Source organism: Algibacter sp. R77976, assembly GCF_044594645.1.
In the GTDB taxonomy this organism is placed as follows: Bacteria; Bacteroidota; Bacteroidia; order Flavobacteriales; family Flavobacteriaceae; genus Algibacter_B.
In genome coordinates this window covers 2,724,600-2,742,943 of sequence record NZ_CP138989.1, presented here as the reverse complement: position 1 = coordinate 2,742,943, position 18,344 = coordinate 2,724,600, and the positions used below count along the sequence as shown (strand labels likewise).

The window sequence follows — 18,344 nt, the reverse complement described above, 5'->3', positions numbered from 1 at the left end:
AGGGTCGGGCTATCACTACTCACTCCCTCCTATCGTCGGGGAGCTTAAACATGCCGTTCTATCCCTAACGCAATCGTTCAGATGAACTATAAACATATCTATTAAAATTATATTAAATACTGTTTAAAAAAACACCATAAACCAAACAAAACAATAGAACATTTAAAGCAAAATTTAGTAGAGAAATTATCATTTTTTTATATTAATTTTGCAAATTAAAAAATATAAATGTCCAACAAACCAAATACAGCATTTCAGAATTATTTCTCTGAATTTAAAGAATATGACGAGGTTTTAAAACCAGACATGTCTATAAATGCTAATTGGGAAAAACTACTGAATAATTTCTCAGATATTGGGTATAAAAACCTAAAATCAAAACAAGAAGAAGTTAATTGGTTAATGGAAGAAAACGGTGTAACCTATAACGTTTACAACGATCCAAAAGGATTACATCGCGCTTGGAGTTTAAATGTAGTACCTTTTATAATTCATCAAAAAGAATGGGAGTCTACTATAGAAAAGGGCATTAAGCAGCGCGCAGAACTATTAAATCTTATCTTAAAAGATATTTACGGTAAGCGCGAACTTATAAAAAAAGGTATTCTACCAGAAGAAATTGTATTTGCGCATCGTGGTTTTTTAAGACAATGCGATCAGATTCAATATAACACCTCTAAAAATTTACAAGTCTACTCTTTAGATTTAGCACGAGGTCCAGACGGACGTATGTGGGTGGTTAGCGATCGTACGCAAGCGCCATCTGGAATGGGTTACGCACTAGAAAACAGATATGCACTTAACCGAGTGGTACCAAATATTTTCGAAAACATTAATGTTAAACAACCATTAGGTTTTTTTAACGATTTAAAACAAATGTTATTAGATGCGGCACCACAAAATAAAAGCAATCCTAACATTGTAATTTTAACACCTGGCCCGCATAACGAAACTTATTTTGAACATACTTATTTAGCATCCTTTTTAGGATATCCATTAGTAATGGGTAGCGATTTGGTTGTTAGAAACGGAAAGCTCTGGTTAAAAACACTTAAAAAGCTAAAACAAGTCGATGTTGTATTACGCCGCGTAGACGATGCTTTTATGGATCCTTTAGAATTAAGAGAAGATTCATATCTAGGTGTCGCAGGATTACTAGAAGTAGTTCGCGAGCAGCAAGTTGCTATTGTAAACCCTATTGGCTCTGGTATTTTAGATAATGCTGGATTAATTCCGTTTATGAATGCCATTTGTAAGTATTATTTCAATGAAGATTTAATACTTCCGCAAATAGCCTCGTGGTGGTGCGGACAAAAAAAAGAACGCGAATATGTATTAAGTCACTTAAAAGATTTAGTAGTTAAACGAATAGATCGTTCTAGCAGAGAACATATTTTCTTCTGTGAGTTTCTAGACGAAGATGCTCTAAAAGCATTAGAAAAAGAAATACTACTTGCACCCTACCAGTTTGTGGCGCAAGAAAAAATATCGTTCTCAACAGCGCCAAGTTTTTCTGAAGACAAATTAGAACCACGAAAAGTATCTTGTAGAACCTTTGCTATTGCAAAAAATGATAGTTATAGTGTAATGCCAGGTGGTTTAGTACGTGTGGCTGCAGAACGTGAAGAAATATTTGTATCCAACCAACGCGGTGGTATTAGTAAAGATTTTTGGGTGGTTTCAGATCAAACAGAAAGCCCGTTGCGTAATTATTCATGGGAATCATCTTCTAACAACACCTTTTCAGATATTAATGATTTATCAAGTAATACTGCCGAAAACTTATTTTGGTCTGGACGTTACCTTGGGCGCTCCTTAATAACGGCACGTTATTTAAGAGTCGTGCTTAATAGAATGAATGAGGAACAGTCTAATACACGTAAATCAGATTCTGAAACTTTAATTATTTTATACCAATCCATCACAAATATAACATCTACTTTTCCTGGTTTTATCGGTAAAGGTTCAGAAGAACTTTTAAAAGATCCTTTAAAAGAAATTTTGTCACTAATACGAGACGATAGCCGTATAGGGAGTTTAGCACAAACCATGAACAGCTTTAACAACGCCTATTATTCTTTAAGAAGTTTATGGTCTAAAGATATGTGGCGTGTGTTTGATGGTATTAAAAAACAATGGCGAACTTTTAAAGAATCAGAAGATTTCTCAATAAATAAACTTATTAAATTCTTAGATCGCATCATTACGCGTTTAATTGCTTTTATGGCGCTAATAGAAGAAAGTATTTTAGTAAACCAAGGTTTACTACTTTATTTTATTGGTTTACAAACCGAGCAGTCTATGATGCATGTTGAAAAATGCCGATCCTTACTTGTTATTAACTACGAAGAACAAGTACAGTATGAAATCTTAGAAGCACTATTAAACAGTAGCGAAAGTCTAAACATTTACAGGTATAGTTACCGTTCTTATTTAAGTGTAGAAAACGTAATTAAATTAATGCTTGTTGATACCGAATATGCAAAATCATTAGCATACAAAATTAATCGAATAGAAAAAGACATTAATAAACTACCTTATTCTGAAGGGTCTAATACAGTTGCCGCATGTAAAGAACGCATTATGAAAGCGCATGCTAAAATGGAAAGTTTATGCATTGAAAAACTTATCGTGTTAAATAAAGATGCGTCTTTAAGACAAGATTTAGATGATGCTTTAGCAGATATTAGTAATTTATTACACGAAACATCAATGGAGGTTTCCAATACGTATTTTAATCATTCGTACACGCAAAACCAATTGATTAATCAAAACTTCCCATTAACTTAATATGTTATATCAAATATCACATACCACCAGCTATAAATATCAATTTGGTGTTACCTTTTGTCATAACATAGCCACTATAAAACCCAAAAATATGTTGGGTCAAACCGTAGTCGATTATAAATTAGACATTAGCCCTACGCCTACGGAATTCTCCGAGAAATTAGACTTTTTTGGAAATACCATTACACGTTTTTCGATACAAGAACATCATAAAACATTAAAAGTAACGGCATCTAGCAAAATTCTTAGGGACTATACTATAGAACCCGATATTTATAAATCACAAAGCGGAAAACGTATTAATTTAATTGAAGCTTTAGCATTATTAAAGTCTGAAAGCACAGCACTATTAGATGTTACTCAATTTACTTTAGAGTCGGTTTTAATTGCAAATATTTCGTCTGAAATTAGGGCTTACGCCGAAGAATCTTTTAAACCGAATCGGTCAATTTTTGAAGCTGCTTACGAATTGATGGAGCGTATTTTTAACGATTTTGAATTCAATCCAAACGTTACCAATGTGGCTACCCCTATTCATGAAGTTATTATTGAGAAAAAAGGGGTTTGTCAAGATTTTGCACAAATAGCTATTGCTTGTGCACGTGCGGTTGGTTTACCAGCCCGTTACGTAAGTGGTTATATTGAAACACTTCCGCCTCCAGGAAAAGAAAAATTAATAGGAACCGATGCCTCACATGCTTGGTTTTCTATTTATATCCCAACCTTTGGATGGGTAGATTTCGACCCAACAAATAACCAAATACCCAAAAACCAGCATATTATTGTGGCTTATGGGCGCGATTATTATGATGTGCCTCCTCTAAAAGGTGTGATTTATAGCTCTGGAAAAAACAAAATGAAAGTTGAAGTAGATATTAGACCTGCAGTTTAAAAGAAATCTCGAAACTAAAATAGCCCAAATAATTTTTTCCGTTTGGCCGTGTTTGGTCTATCTAAAATAAGAATATCAGATACTTCATATTTATCAAATCCATCAAAAAGAGCATCAACCCCTTTTCTCATTTTCAGATTCAATTCTTCATTATATAATGGTATAAGGGAATAAAAATCAATCGATTTGTTTTCAAGTTCTAGCGTATGAAAACCATCTCCCAAAACAACTGAAGGCAATAAAATTATTGAGCTTAATTCAGTATTTTTAAAAAAAGGTTGAGCAGGATCTCCATTAGGAATGGTGTGTCCAAAACTTAACCAAGTATTAAGCTCATGCGGGAATCTAGCAAGGTATTTTAACCATCTAATAGGCCAATAGTATTTTTCATCTTTAAAGGCAGTCTCAGAAACTTTCCAATCTGCAGGCAAACATATAGACAATTCTGCAAATTTACGATGCTCTACATCTTCAGGAGTATGCATTGGCTTGTCACTCATTCCAGAGGTAACTAAGGTATGGAAAGGCTTTTCTTCTGTTGGTTTTACCCAATGTACATCAATATGAACCTGGTCGGATATTAATTCATGAAAAACCATGTGAATGTCACCAATATGTTTTTCAATATGGTCTGATATTTCTTCTATTGAAGGTTCTCCAGATGCGCCTTCAAATTTATTTAAGTCTGAATCTTTATAGCGATAAATTGGTGAACCTGATTCTGATTTTTCCATTTATTTTAAATTTAACTAAACTTTAGTTAGCGAGGGTTTCTTAAAAACAAGTGCCTTCTATTGGTTTTTCAATACAATTGCCATCACCAAAACAAACTGTTTCTGTTTCACAACCGCCATCCTCGTCGGTACAAGAAATTAAGCTTAAGGTAATACTTGCTAATATGATAATGTGTTTTAGTTTAAATAATGTCTTCATTTGTATTTATTTGATAATTTATGATTCGTTATAGGCTTTTTAAGATTACTATTTGGTCTAAAAAGTTAATGCTTTTTAACTCAATGGTACGAGCAACAGTCTTGCTTTCTTTAGCGCTTGTTTGTAACGAGCACCATCATTGTTTACAAACAAATCAACCAAAAAACCCTATATCATCTATGGTTAAGACTGTGTTGTCGTCTTGAAAATTTCTGGCACTTGAATATTTCCAATCAACAGAGTTTGTTACAAAACCACTTTCAACAGGGTTGTTATGTATATAATCTATTTTCTGTTTGATGACTTTTTCACTCCATAATTCTATAGGTTTATTGTGATGCTGCCAAAATTGGTATTTACTTGTTGTTGCGTTCCTTTTTCCTGCACGTTCAAACATCCATAATAGCCATTCTTTTCTGCTTTCTTGTGGGTTATTTTCTATAGTTTCAATTAGTTTTTTAGCCGTGTGCCTTTTAAAATCTCGAAGTAATTCTGATGGTTGCAAGCTTGCAGACCTAAAGATTAAATGAACATGACTTGGCATAAAACAATAAGCATACAGTTCCAACCCTTTTTTTGCTCTACAAAAGTCTATACTTTCTGCTAAAACTTTTAAGTAAATTTGTCTTGTAAAAACATCAATCCAATTTACAGTAGCAAATGATACAAAATATAAACCTGACTTGTTATGAAATTTATAGTTTCTGCTCATACAACTAATATAATAAATATTATAATTGCTACCGCTAAGCTGTGCTTAGTGGCCGCAAACTGAATAAACTCTTTATAACAATAAAGCCCTACATTGACATAAAAGCTTTCCTTATATTTATTTCTTACTCTTACCGCCACGGTTTGACTTTTTTTCAACTCCAAACCATTCAGTTATTTTAATCATCGCTAATTAAATTGCTACCGCTAAGCTGCGCTTAGTGGCCACAAACTGACTAAACTATTTATAACAAAAAAGCCCTACATTGCCATAGAAGCTTTCCTTATATTTATTTCTTACTCTTACCGCCACTAGTAAATACTAGCGGTAGCGGGGCGACTATCATTATTCATTTAGCTTATTCATTTCATTAACATATTTAAGCCAATCTAATTCTGCATCTTCTTTTTCTTTTAACTTAACCTCAAAATCGTCTTCACTTTCTTTAAGATAAGATAAAAATTCACGCCCTTCATTAATTGCTTCAACTCTTATTTTATTTCCTAACTCATCATAATATATATATCCCGTACCATGTATTAATTCAGATTCTTTATTTCCATTTTCAAACCAACTGGTGTAAGTCTCTTTTTCATTTTGAGTAATAATTTCAGTCTGTTTTTGACCATTTTTATAAAAACTAGCATACTCAGAACTATTATCTTTTATAATTTGACGAACACTTAAATTCCCATTTTCATACCATTCACAGGCCAATTCAAAAAGTTTTCCATCTTTTGTTTTATTAAAAGATTTTTTAATTCCTGAGGGATAATAAGAGGTCATTGTTATTATATTCTTGTTTCTCTCAACTCTATTCCTTAAAACTCCTTCAATTGTACAATCCAAATTGAACTTTTGCGAAATATTATATTTTTTATCAAATTCAAGATTAAAACTTTCATCAATTATATCAAATTTTGAATATGGTATTTTATCTGATATATATATGTTTTCAAAAAAATATTTTGAATAAATACCACCAGAATATATCGGAAAATCATTTTCACGTAAAGCCTTAAGCATATTTATTTCAAAACCTCTTAGTCCATTAGAACAAAAATCATCAAGTGAGTTTTCAAGTTCGAAATTTCCTTTGTAATCATATTTATAAATCTTTTGCTCTTTATTTGGAGTGTTCAGATAATTGAATTGTGAAAGATTTGGAATTTCTTGAAATTTTTGTTGAGCAACGAAATCAAGTTTTATCAAATCAAAATCAGTATTAAAATCTTTTGAATAAAACATGGGATCTTTTGGCTTCCAATTACCTCCCGGAGTAAGGTTCGTTAATATTCCTTCATTCAATACTTCTCTTCCTAATTTATATATAATTAGACGTTCAAGTTCAAAGGCGGTTTCTTCTTCCAGATATGGAAATAAAATATCAAATTTTACTTGAAAACCTGAGTTTTGAATTTCTTTAATTCTATTCAATTTACTAGAATTAAAGTCTAATTTGTTTGGTTTTAGATGAGATAAATATCTTTTTCCCTTTCCCTTTCCAATATAAAAATATTGATTATTTCTGGGATCGATTAATCCATAAACGTAATATGTTTTTTTGTTTAACCCTTTTTTCACAATTATTTATATCAATTTTATACGTGGTTGGTAGCATAGCTAAGCAAATACAAACCGCATTGAAAACTTAATAAAACTTTCAGAAGTATTCGATAACAAGCAATTTTACTTATACCGATAGTCCTTGTTCAATTATTTTTAATACTTATCTTAATCTTGCCATCACGATCAAGACACTATCGTTAGCGGAGGCTTTTTTAGGTTGCTAAATTAGTTTTAAAAGTTTATACTTTTAACTTAAAAGGTACTAGTGAGACACTCGTGCTAACCAACATTGTCAGGTACTAGGCTTATCCAGATGTTTGTATTCATCCGGTACTTTTAATCCTTTCTTAAAATTTTCAATATTAGAATAACTTCGATATTTACCCACAAGAGTTGGTAACGATATTTTAGAAAAAATAAACCCGAATATTGTTATTATTATACTTATCCAAAAATCTCTCTTAAATTTTACAATTGTATCAATTATTTCGCTACCAATCCAATTTGACTGAAGGCATAAATAAAGAAAAGGTATCAATACTAATAAAATAGATAAGACAACTTCTATCCAACTTCTTAAACGCCATCTACCAATTTTTTTAGCATAAAATTTTTCTCTTAAATCAGCACGTTTAGAATTCTGCTCATTTAAAAGTTTATTTTTTAAATTCTCAATCTCGTTAGTTTGGTTAGTCGTTGTGGTAAGGAGTGATGATATTTTAGAATTTTTCTCATTTTCTTTAACTATAAATTCCTGTTCTACAACTTTTATATTGGATGTTCGGCTATTTAATTCTTTAACAGCAGCTTCAAGCATTTTAAGCCTTTTGCTCTCTGTTTCTTTTTGCTTATTAGCTTCTTGTTGTAATCTATTAACGAATTCTTTTTTATCGTTTTCAGCAAGTTGATTTAATTCATCTACATTTTTGAGTTGCTTACTTGTAATCCGTGTGGCAATTCTAATGATATCTGAATCACTTATTTCTTTATCACCGTATTTGTGAATATTATCATCTAATTCTCGAATTATAGAAGATTTAGGTAACGATTGGTTCAATGTTAAAGATATTAATGATGACATTCCTATATCAACAATTTGTTCTGCTGAAATATCTACTTGTGATTGTGGGTTACTTAACCAAAGAATATTTAATAAATCATCTGCTCTAATTATTTCAGGTTGCTTTCCATTAGGATTATATGCGTATTGATTTTCTCTAAAAAAAGCATTGTTTACAAACCAGCAATTTACTTTTTCGAATTGGTAAATATCTTTTTTTCGTTTTTCTTTTACATAAATTATCGCTGCAGCATCGTGTAGAGCAGCTTTATCAGTATTTCTTCTAACTTTTAGTACTTTGTATTCATCACTATATTTGGCTTTATTTAATAATTTGCGTGTATCAAAAAGCGTAAATATTTTGTACTTTGATAATTCTGATTCTAAGTTATCAGATATTCTTTCTAAATCTACATTTGTTAAATTCCTTCTTTCACAAGCGTTATATATATCTTCTGGATTAATTTTTTTTTGAAGAAAGGAATTATTGAAATGTATAGACTTTGCTTGTAATAAGGCTTTCGTTTCCTCAATAGTATCCAATAAAATTTTGCAAGTATAACCTTGAGCCGTAGCAATTTTCAAAAGGGTTTTACAAGTGTGTGTTGATTCTGAAGTATTCAAGTCTAAAAGACCAATAATAAAATTGGTATCTAATAACAATTCAACATTCATTTTTGCACTTGTTGGTTCAAATTCTATATAGCCTGCTAATATTGAACCTAAATATATTTCTTTTATTAATTCGTATACAGGTGTTATGTTTTTAAAAAAATCAACGAATTGCGCCTCAACAGAATAATCCTCTCCGTTTAAATATGGCTTATTAGATAAATATTTGGAAAGAGAATGCTTATTCTTTTCTATAAAACTAAAAATGGATTTATCATTAATTTCGTCGTTATCTGTAGTATTAATAAAATCATTAAAAAGTTTTTCAAGATTATCTATTTCAACTTTATGCTTCCTAACATCTTCTTCAAATTCAGTAAAAAAGTATCCTTTTATTGCAAAAGATTTATCTTGATACAATTCGAAAAAAGTGTTCCCATTGGTGTTAATTTCGATAGCAATTTTCCTTAATATTTTTTCGATTACTGGAATTGGAAAATCAAGGTTGTATAATTTATCAGAATAAACTTTAATTTCGGAAATAGATTTACCACTAAAAATGTTTTCGTCATTCATTTTAGAAATGACTCTTTTAATTAATGGAACAAAAATATCTAAAGGTCCTTTTACTAAAGATGAAGATGTTCTAATATGGGCTAAAAGGCTATATGTTAAAGCTTTTTGTTTGTTCATTCAGTTTGTTTTTTTGCTTTGTTTCTAACTTTTTACAAAACGACGGTGGCACACAGTTCAAATCAATAAAATCAGAATAAGCGCATTTAAAGTCACTAAATATAAAAAACAAATGCTGTAGGAAAAACTATAATCGAAGAACTACAAATACTACTGCTAACCTACCTTATTACCTACAGACCCATTTTGGTTTGGGGTAAGCTCAAAAATAAAATCGGGTTTAATAAAGTCCTCTTTTCTGTGCGATACATAAATAATAGCAGTTTCGCTTTCTTGGGCTATTTTATTTACCAATTCTGAGAAGAGTTTGGCATCGGCATCGTCTAATCCGTTTGTAGGTTCGTCTAAAATAAGTAATGGTGGGTGTTTTACCATCGCTCTAGCAATAAGCACCAAACGTTTATGTCCGTTAGATAAAAACTGGAAGCTTTTATCCTTTATATGCAGCATGTTTAAAAGCGTTAACCATTGGTGTGCCATAGTAATTTGCATATCGGTTGGGTAACTGTAAAGCCCTACAGAATCTACAAAACCAGAAATAATCATACTTTCTATGGTATCTCGGCGTTTAAAACCGCGTAACATTTCTGAGGTGTAAAACCCAATATGTTTTTTAATATCCCAAACGGTTTCGCCACTCCCTTTTTTAATGCCAAACAGGATCATATCTGCCATATAGCCTTTTGGGTTATCGCCAGAAATTAAAGATAGAATGGTACTTTTTCCGGAACCATTTGGGCCAATAAGCTGCCAGAATTCTCCCGGCTTAATTTGCCAAGTAATGTTATTGATAATTGGGCGTTCACCATAACTCACCGATACTTTGTTGAGTTTAATTAACGGGTTAAAGGTTTCCCTTTCGGTTTCATAAGGTTGTGGTAATTCTTCTGTGAAGGTTTTAGTGTCTGTTTTATTAGTTTCGACGTACAATTTTGGTTCGCCAGCTTCTAAAACATAAACAGCATCAATAAACGCAAAAATATCACGTTTACGTGTTGCAATCTGGATAATTTGTGTGTGTTCGCTTAATTGGGCAAGTGTAGTTTCAATTTTAGATTGTGCTTCCACATCTAAACAATCGAAAACATTGTCTAAAACCAGGTATTCTGGATTAGATTTTAAAATATGATTTAGTAAAGCCCGTTTGCGTTCGCCTTCAGACGAGTTTTTAAGACTGTTTTTGGTAGTGGTTTGCACATCAAAATGCCCGTGACGTGTTTCTTCTTCTATAAAGGCATTCACCGTAACATCTGAAAACACAGCACCTTTAAGTGTGTTAAGGTCTTTAAACCATAACCCTGAGGTAATATTTTTGAGAAGTTGTTTTTTATTCTCTGTATTAGAAATGTAAAATGCTTTATGCTTAGGCACAAGCATGTTTTACAGGTTTTTAGTATGGAAAGGCACTAAACCATCAATAGGTCTGCGCTCGAAATTTCCAACTTTAAAGCCCATCTCTTCTGCTACTTCTTTAATTTCTTTTTGTGCAAAAAAGGCAATAGACCCTGCAAAATGTACGGGAACGGTTTTAAGTTCTTCTTTGTACTGCATAATCATATTTGTTGCAAATTCTCTAATCCCCTTTTTAATAAGATTAATGGTATATTCTGAATCTTTATGCAAAAACATAAATTCTGCAAAATTTGCTAAGTATGCATTAGGACTAGGTTGTTTGTAGAGATTGTATTTTATAAAATCGGCATCCATGTTATACTTAGCTCCAAAGGCTATGCGAACATTTTCTGGCATGTGATTAAAATAATAATCTTTAATAAGTTGCTTACCGTAATAATTACCAGAAGCATCATCCATTAATGTGTAACCAAGTGATATTACACGTTGGTGTAATTTTTCGCCATCATAATAGCTACAGTTAGATCCTGTACCCATAATACAAACCACAGCGGCTTCTTTTGGGTCGTTAATGGTTGCATAAACGGCAGCCAACGTATCTTCGTTTACTTCTACATGGGCATTAGTAAATATTTCTTTTAATACACCACTTAATAAGTCTCTAGCATTATCTGTACCGCAACCTGCTCCGTAGAAAAACACGTGTGTTACGACTTCGGCATTAGATTTTAATTCTTTACTTTTCTTAATTAATTTTTTAAGCTTTTTCTCAGATAAAATGGCTGGATTTAATCCTTTAGTACGGATTTTGTCCATTAATTTATTTCCGTTTTTATCTACTGCTAACCAATCTGATTTGGTAGAACCGCTATCAACAATTAAAATCATAAGTTTTGAATTAAAGTGTTATTAACGTTACGCTAAATACGTTTTATTTGAAAACGAAACGCTAAAATGAGATCCCGATATGCAACGAGATTTGTTTAACTAGCTATTCTGTTTTCATTTAAAAAAACAAAATAGATTTAAACTAAAAAAACCACAGCATTATTCAAAAGAATAACGCTGTGGAAATTTATAAATAATTTATTAAAGAGCTCCGATATGTTGCGCTAAGTCAACTAATTTAGTTGAATAACCAAACTCGTTATCATACCAAGAAACTAATTTTACAAAACCATCATTTAATGCCATACTAGCATTAGCATCGAAAGTACTTGTTTTAGGCTCAGATACGAAATCTTGAGATACAACACCTTCTTCAGTATAACCTAATACACCAGCTAATTCACCTTCAGAAGCTTCTTTTAAAGCAGCTTTAACTTCAGCCCATGGCGCTGGTTTTTCTAAACGACAAGTTAAATCTACAACAGATACATCTACAGTAGGAATTCTAAAAGCCATACCAGTTAAGATACCGTTTAAAGAAGGAATTACTTTTCCAACAGCTTTAGCCGCTCCAGTTGAAGCAGGTACAATGTTGTTTAAAGAAGCACGTCCTAATCTGTAATCTTTTTTAGAAACACCATCTACAGTAGATTGTGTTGCCGTTGCAGCGTGAACTGTTGTCATTAAACCTTCAGCGATTCCGAATTTATCGTGAATTACTTTAGCTAATGGCGCTAAACAGTTAGTAGTACAAGATGCGTTAGATACAATTGTATTTGCAGCAGTAATATCTTTATGGTTTACACCCATAACGAACATTGGTGCATCAGCAGATGGTGCAGAAATTGCAACCTTCTTAGCTCCAGCTTTAATGTGTTTACCTGCACCTTCTAAAGTTGTGAAGATACCTGTACAATCTAAAACAACGTCTGCTCCTACAGCATCCCATTTTAAATCTTCTGGGTTACGTTCTGCAGTTACTCTAATTGTGTTTCCGTTTACAATTAAGTTACCATCTTTAGTGTCGATAGTTCCATCAAACTGTCCGTGAACAGAATCATACTTTAATAAGTAAGCTAAATGATCTACATCTAATAAATCATTAATCCCTACTACTTCAATATCATTTGATCTAGAAGCTGCTACTCTAAAGGCAATTCTACCTATTCTACCAAATCCGTTAATTCCAATTTTTAATTTTGACATAATCGTGTTTATAAATGTTTAAGTGCTCATTATATCTGAGACACGCAATAATTCTAAGTTTATTTTTGTTTTTCCTTTAATGGCATTATCTAAAGGTGTAAGTTCCATTTTTCCATTTAAAAGACCTACCATATAATTGGTTTGTCCGTTTAACATAGATTCAACAGCTTTTACGCCCATTCTACTTGCTAATACTCTATCGAAACATGAAGGTGATCCACCACGTTGCATGTGTCCTAGAACAGATACACGTACATCATAGTTTTCCATGTTTTCATCAACGTAGTCTTTTAATTCGAAAATATTCTTTCCAATTTTATCGCCTTCAGCAACAATAACTATACTTGAAGATTTTCCCGTTTTTCTACTTTTATTAAGAGAATCTACTAATCTATCTAATCCTAAATCTTCTTCAGGAATTAAAATTTCTTCAGCACCACCAGCAATTCCTGCGTTTAAAGCAATATGCCCAACATCGCGCCCCATAACCTCAATAAAGAATAAACGGTTATGTGAACTTGCTGTATCTCTAATTTTATCGATAGCTTCTACAACCGTATTAAGTGCGGTATCAAAACCTAATGTATGTGATGTTCCTACAATATCATTATCAATAGTTCCTGGAATACCCATTACTGGGAAACCAAATTCTTGATTAAATATAAGAGCTCCGGTAAAAGATCCGTCTCCTCCTACTACAACCAAACCATCAACATTATTATCAAGTAAGTTTTTATGTGCTTTTTTTCTACCTTCTTCTGTTCTAAACTCTTTAGATCTAGCAGATTTAAGTATGGTACCACCTTTGTTGATTATACCTCTAACACTTCTGGCGTTCATTTCTTTGAAGTCGCCTTCAATCAAACCTTCATATCCTCTGTAAACTCCAACACACTCTACACCATGATAAGCTGCAGTTCTAACAACTGAACGTATTGCTGCATTCATTCCTGGAGAATCTCCTCCTGAAGTTAAAACAGCTATTTTTTTAATCGTTTTCGGCATTAATTTTCTAAATTTAATAGCGTAAAATTACTAAACATAATGCATATATCTATAGCATTTATTATAAATTAATATGAATTTGTGACTATAACGTTTTAGTATTTAAGACTAAAACGATTTATTTAGACTAAAAAAGGGTAATCGTATGAGATACAGGACGAAAAAGCTATTTAATTTTTAGAAGATGACTTAACTGAAATGAAATCTGGCAATGCACTTTCTACTTTATTATCGTCTACTTCAGGAATTGGTTCTTTATCTTTTTTAGCTTTTTTGAAGAGTTTTTGAAGCAATTCTTTAAAGGTATCAAAATCTACATTATAAGACAATCCTACACCTTGTGTATAACCAATATCTTCACCAAAATTTTGAATGCTATTTTCTCTATTGAATACTTGTGCGGTAAGTGTTCCATCTTCATTTAATAAAAAATCGATTTCTACATCGCCTGCTACAACAGTTTCGGTAGCACCACCAACAGGCACACCTACTTTACCATTTATTAAAACACGGTCGCTAATTTGGGTTTGTAAGGTTACCCCAAAACGGTCGTCGGTCTGATAGTCTGCACGGTTTTGTCCAGCTTCATAATTTATACCTACATTAACCTTACTATCGCCAGAAGTAAAAATACCGTTTAATATACCATTAAGTCGCTCTGCAATGGTACCAGAAGCATTTATATCGTTTATACCGCTTGAAAAAGAACCTGTTGTAATAAGGAACAAGGCTTGTCTATCTCTTTCGTCTTTAGATTCTAAACGATAATTAAGCTCCGATTTAATTATTGAATTTACATTAGGGAATTCAAAACCAAAACTAGGATCTAACTGTTCTAAATCACCATTTAAACTAATATTTACTTCAACAGGAATACTTCTATTTATTGGATTATCTAATAAAGGAGACGGATTGGTTTGCGTTTTATAAGTGGCAAGCATATCGATTTCTGGTTCTGCCGGCTCCCCTTCCCAAGCAATAGTACCACCGGGTTGTACGGTGAATTCCTTTTGAATTAAGCCAGCATATGCAAAATTATAAACTCCTTCGAACACAGAGAAATCACCCCACATATCGAATTTGCCATTGGTATTTATTTCTACTAACAAACCACCAACACCACGTCCTTTTAGCGCATGTCCCGTTTCTTTGTCGATTATCAATTCTACTTCGGCATCTTCTGTGACATCTAATTCGAAATCAAGCTCTAGTCCTTTTATTTCTTCAACTACAACATCAACCCCTTTTTTTCTAGCTTCTTTTTCTTCTTTAGTTATAAAATGGATATAAGAGTTATCACCAAACGATTCTGCATCACTTAACGGAATTTTAAATACGGTACCTCGTTTTGTTTCTCCAACAACACTAATAACTAATTGCTCTGTTGGGCCGTAAATACTTGCTCTACCACCAATAAAACCAGTACCATAATATAATGACTCTTCGGTTTCTTCGGTATCTAGAATTAATAAACGTGGTGTTGTAATGTCTAAACCTAGGCTCCACTTACCAAAATTTACATGACTTAACGAGCCGTTTAAAAATCCAATAGAATTATGTTTTGTATCTGTTAACCTTATTCTATTAAAAATAAAACTTTGATTTTTTAGAGTTACCGATGCATTCGTGTTAAAATTGTAATCTACATTAAGGTATGGAATACCTAGACCTCCATTTTTCACAATTAACTCGCCATTTATATCTGGTTTACTTAGATTTCCAATTACGTTAACATTACCATTTGCTTCGCCTCGAATGTTTGATAATACGCCATCTAATAACGGGTTTAAAGGGTATAAATTAAAGGCGTTAAAGTCTAAATCAACATCGATTGTAGAATTTCTTCCAGAAACAAAAATATCGCCTTTTGCAGCAAAAGACTTTGTAATATCGTTTTTTATAGTCGCATCTACTTTGTAATTGGTTAAGGATTCGTTTCCTTTTATTGTAGCATCAAAAGAGCCTAAAAGAAAATTATTAACCTTAAAATCGTCAATAACAATAGTTGAGTTTGGAAGATAACTTCCGTTTTGTTGTAATATATCTAATTTACCATTTACATTTCCTGCTAAAGATAAACTATCAATATCGGGAGTTATTTTAGCTAAATCGACGTTTGTAAAATTTAGCTTAATATCCTTTTGTGTGGAATCTCTAACAAATCCGGAAAGTTTAATTTCTTCGTTATTATGATTAATTCTAAACTTATCTATATCAAACTTAGTAAGTGTTTTATTGAATGATATTTTATGAAACTTATCTTGGTTTTCATTAATTAACCATTTATTATCTTTTATAGTAACATCGGATTGTTTAAACCCTATAACCGATTCATTTTCGTTATTTATAGTATGAAAGAAACTTAAGTTATACATATCTTTATTACGCTTTCCTCCAGAGAATTCTGAACGCATAAAAAGCGTATCGTTTACAGTTACGTTTATTAAATTGAATTTAGAAACGTTGTAGAATTTTGTGTTTAAACTATCTATTTCTACATAGGTATTAAAAAGCGGGTTACTATTATCTACTTGCAACTCTATATTGTTTGCAAAGTTTTTTAAATATTTAATTTTTGGCGATTTGAATGTGAGTTTAAAGTTTTCTTCTTCACTTTCAACCCGACCTCTAATAAAGGTGTTTTTCGCTAATTCTAACTCAGGATAAATAACTTCAACAATTTTATTATAAATTTTAAAATTAAAGTCTATGCTCTGGTTTGTATCTACTTCATGCGGCAAATAGTTGGTATAAATGTGCCCAATTGAGTTTTCAAATAACTTTTTTAAATCCTTTAAAAAGAAACGTCCTTTTAATTCACCTTCAATAATATCAGGAGAATTAAACTCTACAAAACGGATATCGTCTTCAAACCGCGAAGACACATTAAATTTATCAAAGAAATACGTGTCGTTTTCATTTTTATACATGGTTTTAGTAAATGAAATCTTTCCAAAAGCATCATCAAGACTACTACTATTCATGTTCATGTTAACCTTACTCTTAAAAATAGAAATACTATCTTTCTTTATAAAATTTAGTGTATTTAAATCTGCGTAATCAACTATAGCTTCAAAATCATACTTTCTAACAGCTTCAGAGAAATCTATTAAACCTGCGAAATTTAGTTTTAAACTTTTATCATTTACATTTAAGTTTCCATCAAATATTTTATTCTGAACATTACCAGCTACTTTTATTTTAGTGTAGTTATAATCATTATAAACCAACTCGAAAACGTCTCCTTTTACTTGTGTATCAATTTTTTCGGCAGTAAAACCTTTACCATTAACATCAAAATCTAAAGATCCAAATCCAACATTAGGATCGTTTAAAAACACCCCGAAATCGAATTGATTAAAAACAATATTCCCTTTATAATCTGCATTATCAATATCATTAATTTTAGTGATTTCTAAATTAGAATCCACCAGCCCTAACTCGGTATCTATTTCGATATCTGCAATAACTTTTGAAGAGGTAATTTGAGAATTTCCAACAATCGTAAAATAGCCTAATCTATTAAATGAAGACGGAATTGCTTCGCCCAAAACATTTGGTAACAAAGCCGTTAAGTCTTTATATGTTGAGGATAAATTGTTGAAATTTCCATTCATGTAAAAATCGTCGTCCTGCTTACTAAATAAATTTTTGAAATTAATATCACCATAAACTCTAGTGTTATAATTTGTATTCAGCTTTAAATTATTGGTTTGTAAATTGTTTAAAGTTCCAGAGAAATCTGCACTAAATTTCGCGTATTGATTTGCACCAAATTCATTGTAAAACGTATTAAGTTCATCTAATTGAACATTAGAATCTTTAAAACTTGCATCAACAACAACTTTATCTACAAAAAACTGCAAGTCTTCTCGTTTATATAAGAACTTTAAATCGCCATTTAAAACAGAATGAGGCGTTTTTATTTGAAGATTTGCAAACGTCATGTCTGTTAACGTATATGCGAAATCGGTCATTAAATTCTTTACCTCTACACCTCTACTATCTTTAAAAGATAAGGTATTTATTCGCATGCTTACATCGCTTCCATTAATTAAAAAATTAGTGGCATTGATATTTAAATTTTCGAAATGAAGCACTTTGGTTGTTTCTTTGTTTTCATCTGAAAGCATAAAAACACTATTGTAAATGGAAACATCGCTCGATGATAGTAAAAAGTTACTCTTACCTGTTCTTGGGTTATCACTTTCAAATCGATCTACAAAAATATCCAGATTTGTATCTGAATCTCCTTTATATGTTTTAATATGAAATAAAAGATTTTCAATATCAATGTCGCCAAAATTTAGCTTACCATTTGCTAGGTTTCCAAAATTTAGTATTGACGTGTTTAATTCTTGAATACTTATTAGGGTGTCTTTTTTATAATCTTCAATGTAAATACTTTTTATTTCTACATCGCCATTAAACTGTAAACTAACCTTATCTATATTAATGTTGGTTTTAAACTCGTCGTTTAATCGTTTTGTAGCATATTTACCTAGGACAGTTTGAACAGCGGGAATAGAGAGTATCAACACCGTAATGATGAAGCATAGTAGCATAATGCCTGCTACTTTTAACGCTATTTTTAGAAATTTTTTAATGCCCTTAAAGTTATAACTTTATTA

The 18,344-nt window shown here is 31.7% G+C and carries 12 protein-coding genes; 2 read left to right on the top strand and 10 right to left on the bottom strand.

Going from position 1 to position 18,344, the window contains the following annotated elements; translation table 11 throughout:
* The first annotated feature begins 228 nt into the window (after positions 1 to 228).
* Both SJY43_RS11710 and SJY43_RS11705 read left to right on the top strand, forming a co-directional pair.
* Positions 229 to 2,790 carry a circularly permuted type 2 ATP-grasp protein gene (locus SJY43_RS11710; protein ID WP_396600928.1) on the top strand — a complete coding sequence of 854 codons (2,562 nt, stop codon included), beginning with the start codon at positions 229 to 231 and terminating at the stop codon, positions 2,788 to 2,790.
* A 1-nt stretch (position 2,791) separates the two neighbouring features.
* On the top strand, positions 2,792 to 3,682 hold the full coding sequence (locus SJY43_RS11705) for a transglutaminase N-terminal domain-containing protein (protein WP_396600927.1): 891 nt from the start codon (positions 2,792 to 2,794) through the stop codon (positions 3,680 to 3,682).
* Between the two features lie 14 nt (positions 3,683 to 3,696).
* Here the strand turns inward: SJY43_RS11705 and SJY43_RS11700 are convergent, their stop codons facing one another.
* The 10 genes from SJY43_RS11700 to SJY43_RS11655 all read right to left on the bottom strand — a co-directional run bounded on the left by SJY43_RS11700 (position 3,697) and on the right by SJY43_RS11655 (position 18,278).
* Positions 3,697 to 4,416, bottom strand: a complete 720-nt coding sequence (locus SJY43_RS11700) for a suppressor of fused domain protein (RefSeq protein WP_396600926.1) — start codon at positions 4,414 to 4,416, stop codon at positions 3,697 to 3,699.
* A 40-nt stretch (positions 4,417 to 4,456) separates the two neighbouring features.
* Positions 4,457 to 4,615 carry a hypothetical protein gene (locus SJY43_RS11695; protein WP_396600925.1) on the bottom strand — a complete coding sequence of 53 codons (159 nt, stop codon included), beginning with the start codon at positions 4,613 to 4,615 and terminating at the stop codon, positions 4,457 to 4,459.
* 154 nt (positions 4,616 to 4,769) lie between these two features.
* Positions 4,770 to 5,327: an REP-associated tyrosine transposase gene (locus SJY43_RS11690; protein WP_396600924.1), complete on the bottom strand. Its 558-nt coding sequence runs from the start codon at positions 5,325 to 5,327 to the stop codon at positions 4,770 to 4,772.
* Between the two features lie 345 nt (positions 5,328 to 5,672).
* Positions 5,673 to 6,911 (bottom strand): GIY-YIG nuclease family protein, encoded by a 1,239-nt coding sequence (locus SJY43_RS11685; RefSeq protein WP_396600923.1) that lies wholly within the window; start codon positions 6,909 to 6,911, stop codon positions 5,673 to 5,675.
* A 277-nt stretch (positions 6,912 to 7,188) separates the two neighbouring features.
* Entirely contained in the window at positions 7,189 to 9,261 is a 2,073-nt protein-coding gene (locus tag SJY43_RS11680) for a hypothetical protein (RefSeq protein ID WP_396600922.1), read from the bottom strand.
* 156 nt (positions 9,262 to 9,417) lie between these two features.
* The gene (locus tag SJY43_RS11675; RefSeq protein WP_396600921.1) at positions 9,418 to 10,638 is read right to left on the bottom strand and encodes an ATP-binding cassette domain-containing protein; all 1,221 of its coding nucleotides are present in this window, start codon (positions 10,636 to 10,638) and stop codon (positions 9,418 to 9,420) included.
* A 3-nt stretch (positions 10,639 to 10,641) separates the two neighbouring features.
* The gene (locus SJY43_RS11670) at positions 10,642 to 11,502 is read right to left on the bottom strand and encodes an N-acetylglucosamine kinase (RefSeq protein WP_396600920.1); all 861 of its coding nucleotides are present in this window, start codon (positions 11,500 to 11,502) and stop codon (positions 10,642 to 10,644) included.
* Positions 11,503 to 11,703: 201 nt separating this feature from the next.
* On the bottom strand, positions 11,704 to 12,708 hold the full coding sequence (gene gap, locus SJY43_RS11665) for a type I glyceraldehyde-3-phosphate dehydrogenase (RefSeq protein WP_396600919.1): 1,005 nt from the start codon (positions 12,706 to 12,708) through the stop codon (positions 11,704 to 11,706).
* Between the two features lie 18 nt (positions 12,709 to 12,726).
* Entirely contained in the window at positions 12,727 to 13,713 is a 987-nt protein-coding gene (gene pfkA, locus SJY43_RS11660) for a 6-phosphofructokinase (protein WP_396600918.1), read from the bottom strand.
* 170 nt (positions 13,714 to 13,883) lie between these two features.
* Positions 13,884 to 18,278 carry a translocation/assembly module TamB domain-containing protein gene (locus tag SJY43_RS11655; protein WP_396600917.1) on the bottom strand — a complete coding sequence of 1,465 codons (4,395 nt, stop codon included), beginning with the start codon at positions 18,276 to 18,278 and terminating at the stop codon, positions 13,884 to 13,886.
* Positions 18,279 to 18,344: the final 66 nt, after the last annotated feature.